Consider the following 17,379-nt stretch of genomic DNA (forward strand, 5'->3'; position numbering starts at 1 on the left):
CGGTGCAACCTCGCCCCTTCGCGAGCGAGGTTGCCGAAAGACCACTACCAGTTGGGCAGGCCGAGCTGCTTGGCCTGCTTGCGCACGTCCTCGTCATAGAGTTTCGCCGCCTCGGCGGGCTGGCGAATGCCGGAGCCGACCTCGACGGTGATCTGCTCGAGCGCCGGCCCCTTGACGGGTGACACGAATTCCAAGGCGGGAGTCGTCTTTCCCTCGGCCTCGAAATAGGGAAGCATGTCCTTGATCGCGGGCGGGACGTCGGCCGGCAGATCGCAGCCGTCGACCAGGGAGGGACCCTGAACGGCATTGGTTTCCACCATGATCTTGCAGCCCTCGACGCTGCCGGCGAAATCGACGAACTTTCGCGCTTCCTCGGCATGCTGGCTGGTCAAGGGAATATAAAGGCCCGGCGGCATCCAGACCGTCAGGCCGTTCGTCGCCGCATCGTCGCTCGGCTGAGCGAAAAAGCCGACATCGCCAAGATTCTCCGGGTAATTCTGTTTGAGCGCGCCGACGGCAAAGCTCAGCATCGGATAATGCGCGGCCTCGCCGGTCGCCACCATTTTCAGGCCGTCATCATAGCTTGCCGCGCCGAAATCTTCGTTCATCAGGCCGGCATCATGAACATCCTTCAGCCGCTCGAAACCTTTCATCGCCGCCGGTGTCTCGGCATATTTCGCCTTGTTGGCGGTATAATCGGCGGCGAAGTTCGGCACGGCGGCATGCAGATTGTAGTAATCGGCCAGAACGAACAACTGCGAGGTCCAGGTGTCGCGATAGGTCTGCGCCACGGCGACCTTGCCTGACGCCTTGATCTTGGTGTTGTTCGCCATGAAATCCGCCCATGTCTTCGGAACGGAGAGGCCGAGCTCCTGGTAGATCTTCCTGTTGTAGAGAATGCCGCCCGCCATCGCCGTGCCGAAGGGAACGCCGTAGAACTTGCCGTCGGCGCTGACGACCGCCTTGAAGCTCTGATCCACTTTCGCTTGCGACGGCAGGCTGGTGAGATCGACCAGCGTCTGCGCGGGTTTCAGCGCCTGCAAGAGCGAACCGGAATTATAGAGGAAGACATCGGACATTTCGCCGGTCGCCAGGCGTGTCTTGATGATGTTGTCGCCCTCGCCGCCGCCCGGCCGCTGCTCGATTTCGATCGTCACATCAGGCGCCTTGGTCTGATAGGCGGCAACCAGCGCCTCGGCCGCGGCGACCGTGTCGGGATTGTTGTCGATCAGGAAAGACAAGGTGGTTTCCGCGTGCGACGGGCCGGCCGCGACCAAGGCCAGAAGCGCGGATGCGCCGGCGAGAATGCGCTTTATCCGATGTGTCATGACGTTCCTCCTCTGAACGGTGTGACGTGTATGCTCCTCAACTATCGGGTAGAGAAAAGATCAGCCGGTGCGTTCCCGGCGGCAGAACGGCTTCCTCGACGACAGGCTGCCCGTCGAGCGACGGGTTCTGGTGCCGGCGTCCGGGCCGGAAGCGGCCGATGCAGCCTTCCGGAAGCGTCAGCACATAGGTGACCTCGTTGCCGGTGCAATGCCAGCCGGCCTCGATGCGGCCCTGGCTGACGTCATGATGGGCCGCAACCGGCGAGAGACCGGGGATCGGCGCGGGATCGACGATCACCTCGGCAAAGCCGGGCGCGCTCGGGCTCGGCGAAATTCCGGCGACGCATTCGAACAGCCACTGGCAGACGGCGCCATAGGCGTAATGGTTGTAGCTGTTCATGTCGGGTTCGTAGATGGTGCCATCCGGCGCCATAGAATCCCAGCGCTCCCAGATCGTCGTCGCCCCCTTCGAAACCTGATAGAGCCAGCCCGGCACATCCTCCTGCAGGAAGACCTTTTCGGCGAGATCGTCCATCCCGAGCTTCGTCAGAGCCGGCAGCAGGGCCGGTGTGCCGATGAAGCCGGTGCCGATCCTGTAATCGGCGTCGACGACCACCTGTCGGAAATGCCGCTGGGCAGCCTCATGATGTTCCTGCGGTATCAGTTCGTGCAGGAAGGCCAGCGCATAGGATGTCTGGTCGTTATGCGCGAGCCGCCCCGCCGGCGTGATAAACTCGTCGGCAAAAGCCCGCCGGATCTCGCCGGCGCGCCGCTTCATCTCGGCTTCGAGCGCATCTTCGCCGAGAACGGCGGCAATCCTCGCCAGAAGGTCGGTCGAGATGAAGTGGTAGAGTGTGGCCGCGCAGTCGTCGGCGATCGTCGGGCGCGGCTTGCGGTTGTCGCCGACCGGCTGCAGCCAGTCGCCGAAGGTAAAGCCGCGTGCCCCCCAATGCGACGGTGGGCGCACGACCGGGCCATCCGAGATCGACCAGATGAAATCGACCCAACGCGCCATCGAGGCCAGGCATTCCGCCAGAACCGCCCGGTCGCCGTAATGGGTGTAGAGCACCCAGGGAATGACGACGATCGCATCGCCCCAGCCGGTCGAGCCGGCATAGCCCGGAAAGTTGGTGGGGTGCAGACGGGTCGGGTCCGGCGAAAAATGCGACACGGCGCCATCCTCGCGCTGATCGGCCATCACATCGCGCAGATATTTCCTCAGGAACGACTGGCTGTCGCTCAGCCAGCAGGCGGTCGCGGCAAAGACCTGGGCGTCGCCGGTCCAGCCCAGGCGTTCGTCGCGCTGCGGGCAATCGGTGGGGACTTCGACGAAATTGGCGCGCTGCGACCAGATGGTATTCTGGACAAGGCGGTTGACGAGAGGGTTGCCCGAGGTGAAGCCGCCGGCCGGCTCGGGCACCGATGAGATCGGTATGGAGGCGATCGCAAGAATCTCCGCATCGCCCTTGATCGTCACCCTGGCATAACGGAAGCCGTGGAAGGTGAAATGTGGCGCGTAGATCTCGTCACCGTCTCCGCGCAGCGTGTAGAGCGTATGGGCCGCGGCGGTGCGATAATTGCGATTATCGAAATGGCGGTCGGGGCCGAGCACTTCCGAATGCTCCACCCGCACTTCGGCGCCGGCCGCCCCACGGACCGTATATCGGACATAACCGCCGGCATTCTGGCCGAAATCGTAGACGGTCCTGCCGTCATCGTCGATCCAGCTTTCGACGGGAGCAAGCGGCTGCAATTCCCGCACCGCCGCGGTTTCATGCGCGACGAGCAGCGCCCTGTCGAACGGCAATCTCTCGGTGCCATGCGTCTCGACGAGATTTTCCGCGCGGGCATCATAGACCTCGCCGAAATAGATCCCCGACTGCAGGATCGGCAGCAGACCGCTGCGCCATGTCGTGTCGGTGGAAAGAAGGAGACCGCCCGGCCCGACCAGATCGGCGATGGCGCCGATCCTGTCGCCCCAGCAGTTTGGGATCGGCTCGGCGCCCCACATCAGGGGCGACCGGTACCATCCGTCGGCAAGCCAGATCTCGATGCGATTGAGGCCGGGCTTGAGCAGGTTCGAGACATCATATCGCTGGTAGGCGATGCGGTCGTCGTAATTGGTCCAGCCCGGCGTCAACAGCTCGTCGCCGACGCGGGCGCCGTTGACGAAGCAGCGGTAGAGGCCGAGCGCGGAGATAAACAGTTCGACCGGGCGCCCGGCGCCGTCATGTTCGAAGGTCTGGGAGACGAAGCTTGCCGGCGTTCCCTGGCCGCCATCCGACAGCGGCGCGATCATCTCCCCCGACCAGGCGCGCGAAACGAGATTGCCGCGGATGGCTGCCGGCTGAAAGTTCATCACATCCTCCCGATGAATTGTAGAACGTTCTCCATATAACGTTCTACATTTTTTTAGGAAGCGCAATAGAAATTTCATCGCCAGTCTGCCATGGTGGTTCCGCGGGCGATTGTTGGCGGCCCGCAGCCGCAAGCCAGAGAGCCCAAGCCAGAGAGTCCATGTCAGTCGAAGACAAACAGAAGCCGCAGCGAAACGATCGCGTGACGATCCGGACGGTGGCAACGCATGCAGGCGTCTCGGTCGCGGCGGTTTCCAAGGTGATGCGAAACGCCTACGGCGTCAGTGACGCATTGCGCGCCAGGGTGACGGATGCCATCGAGGCGCTGGGCTATCGCCCCTCGCGGGCAGCAAGGGGCCTGCGCGGCCGCAGTTTCACCATCGGCGTGCTGTTGATCGACATTCGCAATCCCTTCCTTCCCGAGGTGATTGCCGGCGTCAACGGTGTGCTGGCGCCGTCGCATTATCAGGCGATGATCGGCGTCAGCGATGCGCGCGTGCAGCTGGAGACGTCGCTGATCGAGTCGATGATCGACTACAAGATGGACGGCCTCGTCCTCGTGGCGCCACGCCTGCCCTCGGAAATCCTCGCCAAGTTCGCGGCCCAGATCCCGATCGTCGCGGTCGGCTACCACGATGCCGGCGCCACCGCCTTCGATACCGTCAATGCCGACGATCAGCGCGGCGCGGAGATTGCGGTGGAGGCACTGCTTGCCCGCGGCTATCGCGATATCGAAATGCTCAGTCTCGGCGAGCGCGAGGGGCACGCAGTGTCCGTCGTTCGCCAGCGCGAGATCGGCTTCCGCCGGGCGATGCAGCGCGGCGGGCTCGGCCCCTCCGCGCCGATCGGCAAGATTCCGATCGCCCCGCCGAAGCGGGAAGCCGCGATGCGAAAATTCCTGTCGAGGAAGGACAGGCCGCGCGCCGTGTTCTGCTGGAGCGATCTCGACGCCATCACGCTTCTGAGCCTGGCGATGGAAATGGGCGTGCGCGTGCCCGAAGAGCTCGCCGTCGTCGGATATGACAACTCGTCGACCGCAGCCCTCGGCCTCGTCAATCTCGCAAGCATCGATCAGTCGGGCAGGGAGCTCGGCCAGATCGCGACCCGGGCCCTCATTTCCAGAATTGAAGGCCGAACCGCAGCCGAGCATATTCTCCAGATACCGTCGCTCGTCAGCCGCAGCAGTCTGATCGGGTCTGACGACACGAGACAGGGCTGATGACGACCGAGCCGTTCTCCTGAGCGGGCACCATATCGTGCCCGCTCAGGCACTGCGCCTTAATCCTGAACGCCAGCAGCACTTCCCGCCTTCAGCTTGACCTCGATGACCGGCACGACGACCTTGGGGCGGCGCACCGGCAGGACGAAAGTTAGTTCGTCCTCGGCGACGGGGAACTGGGTGTTCGTCCAGAGCGTATTGGCGGACGGGCGCAGCCAGGTGACTTCGCTGGCATCATGCAGGAATTGCGCATATTCGATCTTCCCGGCCAGCGCATCGAAATGCAGATGCTTGTAGGGCCAGTTGAAGAGGTGGATGTAGAGCCGATCGCCGTTCTGGGTCAGGCGGCAGTCGGGCGGCGCGGTGAAATCGGACTGGGTGCAGCCGACGATGCTGCGCTCGTGCAGCACCATCCATTCCTCGTAGGCGGCAAGGGCCGATATTGCCCGATGGTCGAGCGTGCCGCGTGCCGTCGGCCCGACATTCATCAGCAGATTGCCGCCGATGGCGACGGTGCCGACCAGCATCTGCACCAGTTGCTCCGTGCTTTTCCAGGTGTCTTCGTCGCGGTGATAACCCCAGGAACCGCTCAGCGTCTGGCAGGCTTCCCAGACGACGCGCCTGCCGTCGCGTTTCGGCCAGGCACGCGGCATATATTGCTCCGGCGTGACGATATCGGGCTGCAGGCCGGCGAGGTCGAGCCGGTTGTTGATGATGATGTCGGGGGCAAGTTCGCGCACCAGGCGTACCAGCTTCTCGCTTTCCCAGTCCCGATGGCCCTTTCCGACCAAGTCTCCCAGCTTCCACTGCGGATAGCTGAAATCGAACCACATGATGTCGATCCGGCCGAACTCGGTCAGCAGCTCGCGCACCTGCTCGCGCATGAAGGCGGCATAACGCTGCATATCCCGACCGTGGTTGATTTTTGCTGCATCGGGATGATTGCGTTGCGGGTGGCGCGGATCGACGGTGAAATCCGGGTGATGCCAGTCGATCAGCGAATAGTAGAAGCCGATCCTCAGGCCCTCGGCGCGGAAGGCGTCGACGAAGGGGCGCAGCAGATCCTTGCCATAGGGCGTGTTGGTCACCTTGAAGTCGGTGGCCTTGGTGTCCCAGAGGCAGAAGCCCTCGTGATGCTTGGTGGTCAACACCACATATTTCATGCCCGCGGCCTTGGCGCGCCTTGCCCATTCGCGGGGATCGTAGAGATCGGGGTCGAAATGATCGAAATATTTCTGATAGTCGGCGTCATCAAGCTCTTCGCGGCTTTTGACCCATTCATGGCGCGCCGGCAGGGCATAGAGCCCCCAATGCACGAACATGCCGAACCGGTCGTGAACGAACCAGGCCTTCTTCTCCTCAGGCAAGGCCAATGACTGCAGATTGCCGGCATCCATCGAATATTCCTCCTGTTTAACGTCGATCAGGTCGTTTCGCGGACGATCAGTTCGGGAACGATGACGATGCCGTGCTGACGGTTCTTGGTGGCGATGCGGCTGAGCAGCAGGCGCACGGCTTCCTCTCCCATTTCCCGTTTCTGCACGCGCAGGGTGGTGAGGGCCGGAGACAGCAGTTCGGCAGCCGGAATGTCGTCGAAACCGATGAGGGCGATCTGTCCGGGGATCGCAATGCCGGCGGCTCGGCAGGCCTTCATGGCGCCGATCGCATTGAGGTCGTTGTAGCAGATAAGGGCATCGATATCGGGCGTTTCCGCCAGCAATTGCGCCGCCGCCGTCTGTCCGCCCGCCGCGGTCGGGTCACAGTAGACGATGCCATGCGCCTTCAGCCCGTGGGCTGCTAGCGTCTTGCGGAAGCCGACGAGGCGGCTCTTGCCGCCGAAGGAGCTGCGCGGCCCGCCGACGATCGCGATTTTGCGGCGCCCGCGCTCGACCAGATGGTCGATGGCCCGCGACGCGCCGGTCTCGTAGTCCGTGACGATGGTTCCGGCGATTTCGGGAGGCGCCTCGCGGTTGATGAGCACGACGGCGCGGTGGGGTGCGAGCGCCTTGTGAAGTGCTGCATCGGGCAGCCGGGCGCTGCAGACGATGATCCCGTCGACCCGATGCCTGAGCAGCGCTTCGATGAGTTCCTCTTCCCGTCTGCTGTTTTCGACGACGTTGGACAGCAGCAGGTTGTAGCCGGCCGCACTCGCCGCATCCTCGGCACCCCTTATGACCTCGGGAAAGAATGGGTTGGTGATGTCGGGAACAAGAAGGCCGATGGTCTTCGACCGGTCGGACCGCAATCCGCGCGCAAAAGGATTGGGGCGGTAATTGAGCTCGTTCGCCGCTGAGAGAATGCGTTGACTGGTTTGGGCGCTGGCGCCGCCCCGGCCGTTGAGCACGCGCGAGACCGTCATCGGCGACACGCCTGCGGCATGGGCGACATCGGCGATGGTTATTTTGGAGTCCGGTTCTTTGGGGCTGCTCAAGGGCTGTCTCTGAGAGGGCAAGAAATTTACGATAACGATAACTAACATAAATCAGGTGAAAGCCAAGCCTTTATGGGCATTCATCGGATCGTTGCGAATCTTTTTGACAAGATAGAACGATAACGTTAACGTTCGGAATTGAGGAGAATACGTTAACGATAACCTAAGCAAAATGTAGGGAGGACAAAATGCAACACGTCAGAATTCTACGGCGGCAGGTTGTTTTGACCGTTGCCGCGGCGATCCTCATGGGCGCCGGTTGGGCCGGGGCTGCGTTCGGTTTTCAGGAGGCGCCGGAATTGAAGGCGCTGGTCGATGCCGGCAAGCTGCCGCCGGTGGAAAAGCGGCTGCCCAAAGAGCCGCTGGTGCTGACGCCGCTTGAATCGGTCGGCACCTATGGCGGCACCTGGCGTACGGCGACCTTTGGCGGCGGCGACAGCGAGATCGAGCGCTCGATCGGCTATACGAGGCTGGTCCGCTGGAATCCTGAGTGGACCGAAGTGATCCCCGACATCGCCAAGGGCGTCGAGGTCAACGCGAATGCCACCGAATATACCTTCACCCTGCGCGAGGGTACGCGCTGGTCGGACGGCGAGCCCTTCACCGCCGACGATCTGGTGTGGTGGAACGAGAATGTGCTGCGCAACACCAAGATCACGCCGGCGGCGCCCGACTGGCTGACGGCCGGTGGAGAGACCGTCAAGGTCGAAAAGCTTGCCGACGACAAGGTCGTCTTCAAATTCGCCGCGCCGAACGGCCTGTTCCTGATGAACATGGCGACCGTGCGCGGCTCCGACATCCTGGCGGCGGCACCCGCGCACTATCTCAAGCAGTTTCACAAGGATTTCAATCCCGATGGCATCGATGCCCTGGTGAAGGCGGCCGGGGCGACCGACTGGGTCCAGCTCTTCAACAACAAGGTCGGGTTTCCCGGCCGCTGGCGCGATCTCGGCCGGCCGACGCTCGATGCCTGGGTGCTGACCGCGCCCTATAACGGCACGACCCAGGTCGTCGCCGAACGCAATCCCTATTATGCCAAGGTGGATACGGCAGGAAACCAGCTGCCTTACTTCGATCGCATCACCATCGACGTGATGCAGGATACGCAGGCGATCATCCTGAAGGCGATCAGCGGCGAAATCGACATGCAGAACCGCTTCATCGAGACGACGGACGCCCGCACGGTCATCGTGCAGAACCAGCAGAAGGGCGGCTACGGCCTGTTCATCGCTCGGCCGGCCTGGTCGAACGCGCTGCTGATCACGCTGAACCAGACCCACAAGAACCCGGCCCTGCGTGCCGTCTTCTCCAACAAGGATTTCCGCATCGGCCTCAGCCATGCCATCAACCGTGAGGAGCTCAACCAGCTGATCTATGCCGGACAGGCCAAGCCCTATCAGGCGGCACCCCGCGAAGGCAGCGCCCTCTACGACGAAAAGATGGCGACGCAGTATCTCGAATATAATGTCGACCTCGCCAACCAGTATCTCGACAAGGCCGGCCTGACCAAAAAAGACGCCGAAGGTTTTCGTCTCGGTCAGGACGGCAAGCGGATCACCTTCGCGATCGATGCGCTGACCGGCAGCCCGATCCAGGTCGACGCGCTGGAAATGATCCAACGCTACTGGCGGGCGGTCGGTATCGACATGCAGCCCCGCCCGGCCGAACGGTCGCTGATCTTCTCCCGCCTGCAGAACAACGACAATGACGGCCTGGGATGGGTCGGCGGCGGCGGCTACGACTTCCTCGGCCTGCTCGATCCCAAATGGTATTTCCCGCACGAATACGAGTCGAGCTTCGCCACCGCATGGGGTCTTTACTACCAGAACCCCAAGGATCCGAACGCTCAGGAGCCGAGCCCGGCCGCCAAGAAACAGATGGACCTCTACCGGCAGGTGCAGGAAGCCCCGACGCTCGAAAAGCAGCTTGAAGCCATGAAGGAACTGCTGGCCATCACCCGTGACGAATTCTACGTGATCGGCACCAATCTCGAGCCGGACCGCGTCGGCATCGTCAAGACCAACATGCACAACGTTCCGAAGGTCATTCCCAGCACGTCCTTCTACATGACCCCGGGACCGGCGAAGCCCGAGACCTTCTACTACCAGCAATAAGACATCCGATCGGCGGAATGGCGTCCGTGGCGCCATTCCGGCAGCAGCCCCGCCCCATCACCCGGACCGAGCGGCGATCGCCGGTCGAAGGAGCTTGAACATGGCCGGCTTCATCATCAGGCGTCTGCTTTACATGATCCCGATGATGGTCGCGATCTCGGTCGTGACCTTCATCATCATCCAGCTGCCGCCGGGCGATTTCCTGACCGCGATGACGGCACGTCTGGCCTCGCAGAACGAGACCATCGATCCCGGCGTCATCGCCGGCCTGCGCGAGCGCTACGGCCTCGACCAGCCCTGGGCGGTTCAGTATTGGAAATGGATCAGCGGCATCCTGCTGCGTGGCGATTTCGGCCAGTCCCTCGATTGGAACAAGCCGGTCAGCGAATTGATCTGGGCGCGCATGGGCCTGACGATGGTGGTTTCGGTCACCACGCTGCTCTTCGTCTGGGCGGTGGCCTTTCCGATCGGCATCTATTCGGCGGTGCGGCAGTATTCGGTGGGCGATTACGTCGCCACTTTCTTCGGCTTTCTCGGGCTTGCCATCCCGAACTTCCTGCTGGCGCTGGTGCTGATGTTCGTCTCCGCGCAGTATTTCGGCCAGAGCGTCGGCGGGCTGTTTTCGCCTCTCTATATCAACGCCGCCTGGAGCTGGGCCAAGCTCGGAGATCTCATCTCGCATATGTGGATCCCGGTCGTCGTGCTCGGCACGGGTGCGACGGCGGCGCTGATCCGCATCATGCGCGCCAATCTGCTCGACGAACTCAACAAGCCCTATGTCGACATGGCGCGCGCCCGGGGCCTGAGCGAAATCCGGCTGCTGCTCAAATATCCGGTGCGGGTGGCGCTCAACCCCTTCGTCTCGACGGTCGGCTGGGTGCTGCCGCACCTCGTCTCGGGTTCGGTGGTGGTCTCCATCGTCCTCAGCCTGCCGATCACGGGACCGCTGCTGCTCAACGCCCTGTTTGCCCAGGACATGTATCTCGCCGGCACGTTCATCCTGCTGATGAGCATGCTGACGCTGATCGGCACCCTGATCTCCGATCTGCTGCTCGCCTGGCTCGATCCACGCATTCGCAATGGCTGAAGGACCAACCCAATGACCGATCAAGCCATCGCACTGATACCTGAACGTGTTCGCAATTCCGATGCGATCGCCGGCCAGTGGAAACTGATCTGGCGCCGCTTCCGCCGCCACCGGCTGGCGCTTGGGGCAGGGGTCGTCATCCTGCTGATTTACCTGGTCGCCCTGTTTGCCGAGGTGATCGCCCCGGTTTCATCGCAGACCTACGATTCCCGCTACACCTATGCACCGCCCCAGCGGCTCAAGGTCGCCGGTTACGACGCGGCGGGGCAGTTTCATGCGCTCTACGTCAACGGCTATTCGATGAAGGTCGATCCGATCGCGCTCAGCCGCACCTACGTGCCCGATCCGGCCGTCGTCATTCCCGTCGGCTTTTTCGTCAAAGGCGAGCCCTATCGGTTCTGGGGACTGTTCGATTTCGACCGTCACCTGATCGGCCCGGTCGAGGCGGGCAAACCCTTCTATCTGTTCGGCGCCGATCGGCTGGGCCGCGACGTCTTCAGCCGGACGGTGCATGGCACGCGTGTTTCGATGTCCGTGGGCCTGATCGGCGTGGCGATCAGCCTCGTCCTCGGCATCATCCTGGGGGGCATCTCCGGTCTTTACGGCGGCTGGGTGGATGATGTCATCCAGCGCTGCATCGAGCTCATCAACTCGATCCCGACCATCCCGCTATGGATGGGCCTAGCGGCTGCCGTTCCGATCAGCGCCGATCCGATCCTCGTCTATCTCTGGATCACGATCATCCTGTCGCTGATCGGCTGGACCGATCTGGCGCGCGTGGTGCGCGGACGCTTCCTGTCGCTGAAGACCGAGGACTTCGTCATCGCCGCCCATCTCGATGGCTGCTCCAGGATGCGCATCATCTGGCGGCACATGGTCCCGTCCTTCATGAGCCACATCATCGCCTCGGTGACGCTCGCCATTCCGACGATGATTCTCGCCGAAACCGCGCTCTCCTTCCTCGGCATCGGCCTGCGGCCGCCGGTGGTCAGCTGGGGCGTGCTGCTGCAGGAGGCGCAGAACATTCTCGCGGTCTCGAGCGCGCCCTGGCTGTTTCTCCCGGGCCTGGCGGTGATCGTCACGGTGCTTGCCCTCAATTTCCTTGGTGATGGATTACGCGATGCTGCAGATCCCTATGAATACTGACGCCAATTTCGCCGCCGCCGGCGGCCGGACCCCGCATCGCGACGCGCTGATCGAGGTCGATGAGCTCAGGACGCATTTCTTCGGCGGCGCGGGCACAGTGCGGGCGGTCGACGGCGTCTCCTTTTCCATCCCGCGCGGCAAGACGGTTTGCGTCGTCGGCGAATCCGGTTCGGGCAAGAGCATCACCGGACGCTCGATTCTCAACCAGGTGCCGCGCGGCGGGCGGATCGTCTCGGGCGCGATCCGCTACCGGCCCGAACCGGCAGCCGCCGCCATCGATCTCGCGGCGCTCGACCCGCGTGGCCGCGACATGCGGGCGATCCGCGGCGCCCAGATCGGCCTGATCAGTCAGGAGCCGATGGCAGCCCTGTCACCCGTCCATACGATCGGCAACCAGATGGTGGAGGTGATCCGCCTGCATCTGAAGATGGGAAAGAAGGAAGCGCGCGAGCATGCGATCGAGACGCTCGCCCTGGTCGGCATTCCCCGGCCGGCCGAGCGCATGGAAAGTTACGCCTTCCAGTTTTCCGGCGGCATGCGCCAGCGCGTCTGCATCGCGCTGGCGCTCGCCTGTCGTCCGAAACTGCTGATCGCCGACGAGCCGACCACGGCGCTCGATGTGACCACCCAGGCCAATATCCTCGACCTGCTCGCCTCGCTGCAGGCGGAATTCGGGCTCTCGGTGCTGTTCGTCACCCATGATCTCGGCGTCGTGGCGGAGATCGCCGACGAGGTCGTCGTCATGTATGTCGGCCGGGTGGTGGAGGCGGGTGATGTCGACACGATCTTCCACGCGCCCGTGCATCCCTACACCAAGGCCCTGCTGCAATCGGTGCCGCGTATGCACGGGCAACCGAGCGAACGGCTCGCGACCATCGAGGGCATGGTGCCCTCGCGTTTCGAGCGGCCGGAGGGTTGCAGCTTTCATCCCCGATGCAGAGAGGCGAGAGCAGGCCTCTGCGATCGGAAGGACCCCGGATCCGTCGTTATCGGTGACGGGCACGTCGCCAGCTGCCTGCTTTACGAGGAGAGACAGTGATGGCCGATCCGGTGATGCAGCCAAGCCCGCTGCTGGAACTCAACGATCTTAAGATGCACTTTCCCATCCGCAAGGGTGCGTTCCGACGGGTCGTTGGGCATGTCAAGGCGGTCGACGGCGTTTCGCTTCGCGTCGAGGACGGCGAGACGCTCGGCATTGTCGGGGAATCCGGCTGCGGCAAGTCCACACTCGCCCGCACGATACTGCGAATCTACCAGCCGACCGGCGGCGCGATCCGCTATCGCGACCGCAGCGGCGGCACGGTCGATCTCGCGGCTTTGTCCGGTCCCGCCCTCAAGGAAATCCACCGCGACCTGCGCATCGTGTTTCAGGATCCGCAATCCTCGCTCAACCCGCGCCTTCCCGTCATCGACATCATCGGCGAGGTGCTTGGTGTCAACGGCATCGCCAAGGGCCGGGAGCTCGAGCACCGGGTCGCCGAGCTGATGCAGAGTGTGGGCCTGCGGCCCGAATATATGCGCCGCTATCCGCATGCTTTTTCCGGCGGCGAACGCCAGCGTATCGGCATTGCCCGGGCGCTGGCATCCGATCCGCGCCTTGTCATCGCCGACGAGGCCGTCTCGGCGCTCGATGTCAGCGTGCAGGCGCAAACCATCAACCTGCTGCAGGATCTGCAGGAGCAGTTCGGTCTGACCTATCTCTTCGTCGCCCACGACCTCTCGGTCGTCAGGCACATCTCCGACAATATCGCCGTCATGTATGTCGGCCGCGTCGTCGAAAAGGCGCCGACCGAGCAGATCTTTTCGTGCCCGCGCCATCCCTATACCGAAGCGCTGCTTTCGGCCGTGCCGATCGCCGATCCGAGGCTGCGTCGCCACGGCCGGCGCATCCGGCTGGCGGGCGAAGTCGCCGACCCCGCGCATCCGCCTCCCGGCTGCGCCTTTCATCCGCGCTGCCGCTACGCCACCGCGCTGTGCAAGCAGGAGGTGCCGGCGCTGCGCAGCGTCACCGCCGATGGACACGAAGTGGCCTGCCATCACGCCGAATCCCTGACCCTCAATCCTTTCGCCGACCGTATCGTTCCGGAGTTCAATTGATGCCCGAATTCATTCCACGCTCCGAGCAGCGTCCCATTGTGGATACCTCCTCCAGGACGCTCGATCTCATCTACTTCGATCTCCTCGCGCTTCCGTTGGATGGCCGGGAGACGCGGCGGCTGCCCTTGCACGAAAGCCTCTACGTCGTGCTGTCGGGGCAGGTGGATATCGAGGTGGATGACGTCAGCTTCGGGGCGGTGGGCCGGCGAGCCGATATCTGGGAAGGTGATGCGGACTCGGTTTACGCGCCCGTCAACGCCAACGTCCGGGTATCGGCTCGTGGCGGCCCGGCGGAAGTCGCCATCGCCGGCGGCCTGTGCGAGACGCGCTTCGCTCCGTTCCGGGTCACGCCAGACGAGGTCGACGCGGTCAATGTCGGCTCGCCCGATACGCATAGCCAGCGGCGGATCGTCCACCTGCTCGGCCAAGGGCAGAACGGGCGCTGCGGCAATCTGCTGGTCAGCGAGCTCTATGCCGGCGAGGGCTGCTGGTCGGGTTATCCTCCGCATAAGCACGACACCGAAGACGGCGATGCCGAGACCCTGCACGAGGAACTCTATCACTACCGCTTCCAGCCCGAGACCGGCTTCGGCAGCCAAATCACCTATGACGATAACGGTCCGGTCAAGATCCTCATGACCCGTGATGGCGATACCGTCCTGGTCGATCGCGGTTACCACCCGACCGTCACCTCGCCCGGCCATCGCGGCTACATCTTCACCATCCTCGTCGGCAAACATCGCCGCGGACTGATCCAGCGCTCGATCCCGCCCATCAGCATCTGACCAAAACCATCCCCGGCATCGATGCGATGCGCGACAAATTCAAATAGTCAGGCCATTGGCCGCCTGTGCCGGCTCGGTCGGCACCGCCAGATTTCCGTCCTAGGAGAGACGATCCATGCGCGAGCGTACGCGAATAAACGTTGATGCCGGCCAGGCCGTGCGCCCGTTCAACCGGTTCTGGCGCGGCACCGGATTTTCGCCGGCCGAGCTGCTGCTCGAACCCGAAATGCGCCAGATGCTCGCATATATCGGCGGCCTGCCGAACGAGGGCATCCGATATCTGCGCGTCCATTATCTCTACAATCTGCTGCGCTCGACCGGCGGCGCGGGTTATGACTGGTCCCTGCTCGACCGGGCGCTCGACGTGATGATCGAACACCGCCTGAAGCCGTTCTTCGAGCTGATGGGCAATCCCTCGGGCCTCTTCAACGACTATGAGGACATGGATCAGGTCAAGCGCTGGCGGGATCTGGTGACGGTGACGGCTGATCGCTACGGCGCGCGCTACGGCATGGACGAATTGCGCACCTGGTACTTCGAAACGACGAACGAGGCCGATTCCGGCTGGTGGACCTATGGGATCAAGGGCTACACCAACTATTACGACGCCTGCGTCGCAGGGCTCGATGCGGTCGATCCCAGCCTGCCGATGGGTGGCCCAGGTACCGCCCGCACGCTCTCGCCGATCTTTCGCGCCCTGATGGCCCATTGCGACAGCGGCACGAGCTGCCTGACCGGGGACGGCCCGCCGCGTATCGATTACATCTCGATCCACGAAAAAGGCGTCAACGGCAGCAAGGACGACCTGACGCCGAAGACCAACGCCATCGTCGACCGCACGCTGCTCGTCGTCGATTATCTCAAAGAGCACCATCCCAGGCTTGCCGGCCTGCCGATCGTCAACGACGAATGCGATCCGCAGCTCGGCTGGAGCGATCATCACAGCTGGCACGGCAAGGCCTATTATGCCGGGATCATCGCCCGCATCATCGAGCAGCACGACCGGCGCATCATCGGCTCGAAAGCGGCGAATTTCACCTTCCTCAGCAATGACCACGCCTTTATCGGCGGCTGGAGCCAGCGCACGATCTTCGCCTATTTCGGCCCGCGCAATTTCACCAAGGCGCAATGGGAGCACAAGACCGATCTGGACAGGCTGGTGACCGACATCGACAGCGCGCCGCCCTTCGACATCATCAAGAAGCCTGGTTTCACATCGATGGAACTCTTGGCGACGCTCGGCGACACCGTCTGCAAGGTGACGGCCGAGCCGCCGCTGGCCCCGGATCAGGATGGGTTGGCGATCCTGCCGACGCGGCTGCCGGGCGGCGGTGTTTCGATCAGCCTCATCCACAGCGTCGATGCCATCAACCGCTCGGGCCGGACCGCCGTGCGCCTTGAGGTCAGCGGGCTCGCTCCCGGCCGCCACGCGCTGTGCCTGCTGCGCATCGATGAGGAATTCACCAATCCGATGGAGGTCTGGGAGGCCCAGCGCGACGAAAGCAACCCGCGCGGACCCTTCGAGCCGGTCGGCGCGCCGCCTGTGCCTGATGAAGCACAGTTTGCCGAATTGCGCCGCGCCCAGGAGCCTGCCCTGCTGCATCCGATCAGCGTCGTCGAATGCGACGAGGGCCGGATCAGTGTCGATCTCGATGTGCCGTTGCCGTCGCTGACGCAGGTGCTCGTCGTCCCCGATATCGGCGCGCCGCCGGCCGTCCCCACCGGTCTCGTCATCGAGCGGTACCGCGGTCTCAGCGGTCGGGAGGAGCGCATGCTGTTCTGGGCGGCCGGCGATACCAGCCCCGCCATCTTCTACGATGTCCTCATAAGCACCGACGGCAAGACCTTTCAAAAGGTCAGTCCGGTGCCGCTGATCTCGACGGCATTCCTGCACATGTCGTCGCCTGCGGGTGCGCAATATGCGGTGCGCGCCCGCGACGCCTTCGGTCGCGGAAGCGAGCTCTGTATTTCCAGTCGATGAGCAATGACATCATGGATATCGCCTATTTCACCAAGACCCTGGAAGGCCTGCCGATGGAGACGGCGGCGGAGACCACGGCGGGCCTCGGGTTCGACTGTGCCGATCTTCTCGTTCGCGACGGCCATGCCGTTTCTCCCGACCGGCCTGACCAAATCGTCAAGGCCGCAAAGCTCTTTGCCGCAGCCGGGCTCCGCATTCCGATGGCGACCATCGACGCCATCCGGCCCGACGATGCTGCGTCGCGTCTTCTCGGCTTTTGCGGCGAGGCCGGCATCGGCCAGGTCCGGCTCGGTTTCTGGCGTTATGATCCGTCGCGGCGCTGGAAGGTGCAGATGGATGAGGCGCGGCGTGACCTCGACGGTTTTGAAGGCCTCGCAGAACGGGTCGGCATGAAGCTGACGATCCAGCTGCACGGCGGGACCCTGCACAGCTCCGGCGCGCTGGCGATGCAATTGCTGGCCGGGCGCGACCCCTCAAGGATCGGCGCCTATCCCGACCCGGCCAATCAGCTCATTCGTGAGGGCAGCGAGGACTGGCGTCTGACCCTCGACCTTCTCGATCCCTGGTTCTGCTGCATGGGTGTCAAGAATTGTGGCTGGTTTCCCGGCGCTTACGGCGCTTGCGGCCAGCGTGCATGGCATTCGGACTGGTACGGGCTCGACGAAGGCATGGTGCCCTGGAACGACGTCGTCCCGCATCTGGTTGCCACCGGATTTGCCGGCGTGCTCTCAGTGCATTCGCAATACCGCCTTCCCCGGGACCAGGCGCTCGACAAGGCCCGCGCCGATCTTGCCCATCTCAGGCGCCTCGTCGCCGCAGCGAAAGAGTAGAACC

Annotated in this window: 12 protein-coding genes and 1 pseudogene; 9 read left to right on the top strand and 4 right to left on the bottom strand. The window is 63.4% G+C overall.

Translation table 11 applies throughout. From position 1 onward, the window contains the following. Nucleotides 1-44 precede the first annotated feature (44 nt). Both BBJ66_RS29940 and BBJ66_RS29945 read right to left on the bottom strand, forming a co-directional pair. On the bottom strand, nucleotides 45-1,328 hold the full coding sequence (locus BBJ66_RS29940) for an ABC transporter substrate-binding protein (protein WP_071092607.1): 1,284 nt from the start codon (nucleotides 1,326-1,328) through the stop codon (nucleotides 45-47). 37 nt (nucleotides 1,329-1,365) lie between these two features. Then, complete coding sequence (locus BBJ66_RS29945; protein ID WP_071092609.1) at nucleotides 1,366-3,687, bottom strand: alpha-L-rhamnosidase; 2,322 nt, start codon at nucleotides 3,685-3,687, stop codon at nucleotides 1,366-1,368. A 158-nt stretch (nucleotides 3,688-3,845) separates the two neighbouring features. On the opposite strand from BBJ66_RS29945, the gene BBJ66_RS29950 reads away from it, so the two are divergent. Next, complete coding sequence (locus BBJ66_RS29950) at nucleotides 3,846-4,904, top strand: LacI family DNA-binding transcriptional regulator (RefSeq protein WP_071092611.1); 1,059 nt, start codon at nucleotides 3,846-3,848, stop codon at nucleotides 4,902-4,904. A 59-nt stretch (nucleotides 4,905-4,963) separates the two neighbouring features. Here the strand turns inward: BBJ66_RS29950 and BBJ66_RS29955 are convergent, their stop codons facing one another. Further along, nucleotides 4,964-6,328, bottom strand: a complete 1,365-nt coding sequence (locus tag BBJ66_RS29955; protein WP_274534105.1) for an alpha-L-fucosidase — start codon at nucleotides 6,326-6,328, stop codon at nucleotides 4,964-4,966. Next, the gene (locus tag BBJ66_RS29960) at nucleotides 6,328-7,335 is read right to left on the bottom strand and encodes a LacI family DNA-binding transcriptional regulator (RefSeq protein WP_083335653.1); all 1,008 of its coding nucleotides are present in this window, start codon (nucleotides 7,333-7,335) and stop codon (nucleotides 6,328-6,330) included. The genes BBJ66_RS29955 and BBJ66_RS29960 overlap by 1 nt, the downstream gene beginning before the upstream one ends. A 188-nt stretch (nucleotides 7,336-7,523) precedes the next feature. On the opposite strand from BBJ66_RS29960, the gene BBJ66_RS29965 reads away from it, so the two are divergent. The 8 genes and pseudogenes from BBJ66_RS29965 to BBJ66_RS30000 all read left to right on the top strand — a co-directional run bounded on the left by BBJ66_RS29965 (nucleotide 7,524) and on the right by BBJ66_RS30000 (nucleotide 17,375). Continuing rightward, entirely contained in the window at nucleotides 7,524-9,449 is a 1,926-nt protein-coding gene (locus BBJ66_RS29965; RefSeq protein WP_071092615.1) for an ABC transporter substrate-binding protein, read from the top strand. 100 nt (nucleotides 9,450-9,549) lie between these two features. Continuing rightward, nucleotides 9,550-10,536, top strand: a complete 987-nt coding sequence (locus BBJ66_RS29970; protein ID WP_071092617.1) for an ABC transporter permease — start codon at nucleotides 9,550-9,552, stop codon at nucleotides 10,534-10,536. Nucleotides 10,537-10,548: 12 nt separating this feature from the next. Continuing rightward, nucleotides 10,549-11,682, top strand: a complete 1,134-nt coding sequence (locus tag BBJ66_RS29975) for an ABC transporter permease (RefSeq protein WP_071092619.1) — start codon at nucleotides 10,549-10,551, stop codon at nucleotides 11,680-11,682. Further along, nucleotides 11,657-12,721, top strand: a complete 1,065-nt coding sequence (locus tag BBJ66_RS29980; RefSeq protein WP_190238054.1) for an ABC transporter ATP-binding protein — start codon at nucleotides 11,657-11,659, stop codon at nucleotides 12,719-12,721. The genes BBJ66_RS29975 and BBJ66_RS29980 overlap by 26 nt, the downstream gene beginning before the upstream one ends. Further along, nucleotides 12,721-13,779: an ABC transporter ATP-binding protein gene (locus tag BBJ66_RS29985; RefSeq protein ID WP_190238053.1), complete on the top strand. Its 1,059-nt coding sequence runs from the start codon at nucleotides 12,721-12,723 to the stop codon at nucleotides 13,777-13,779. Before BBJ66_RS29980 ends, BBJ66_RS29985 begins: the two co-directional genes overlap by 1 nt. Beyond that, a pseudogene (locus tag BBJ66_RS29990) lies at nucleotides 13,779-14,611 on the top strand (5-deoxy-glucuronate isomerase). The gene BBJ66_RS29985 and the pseudogene BBJ66_RS29990 overlap by 1 nt, the downstream one beginning before the upstream one ends. A 68-nt stretch (nucleotides 14,612-14,679) precedes the next feature. Then, a complete protein-coding gene (locus BBJ66_RS29995; RefSeq protein WP_071092625.1) occupies nucleotides 14,680-16,545 on the top strand; it encodes a GH39 family glycosyl hydrolase in 1,866 nt (621 codons plus the stop codon). An 11-nt stretch (nucleotides 16,546-16,556) separates the two neighbouring features. Then, on the top strand, nucleotides 16,557-17,375 hold the full coding sequence (locus tag BBJ66_RS30000) for a sugar phosphate isomerase/epimerase family protein (RefSeq protein WP_071092731.1): 819 nt from the start codon (nucleotides 16,557-16,559) through the stop codon (nucleotides 17,373-17,375). Nucleotides 17,376-17,379: the final 4 nt, after the last annotated feature.

The organism is Rhizobium sp. RSm-3 (assembly GCF_001854685.1).
GTDB lineage: Bacteria > Pseudomonadota > Alphaproteobacteria > Rhizobiales > Rhizobiaceae > Rhizobium > Rhizobium ecuadorense.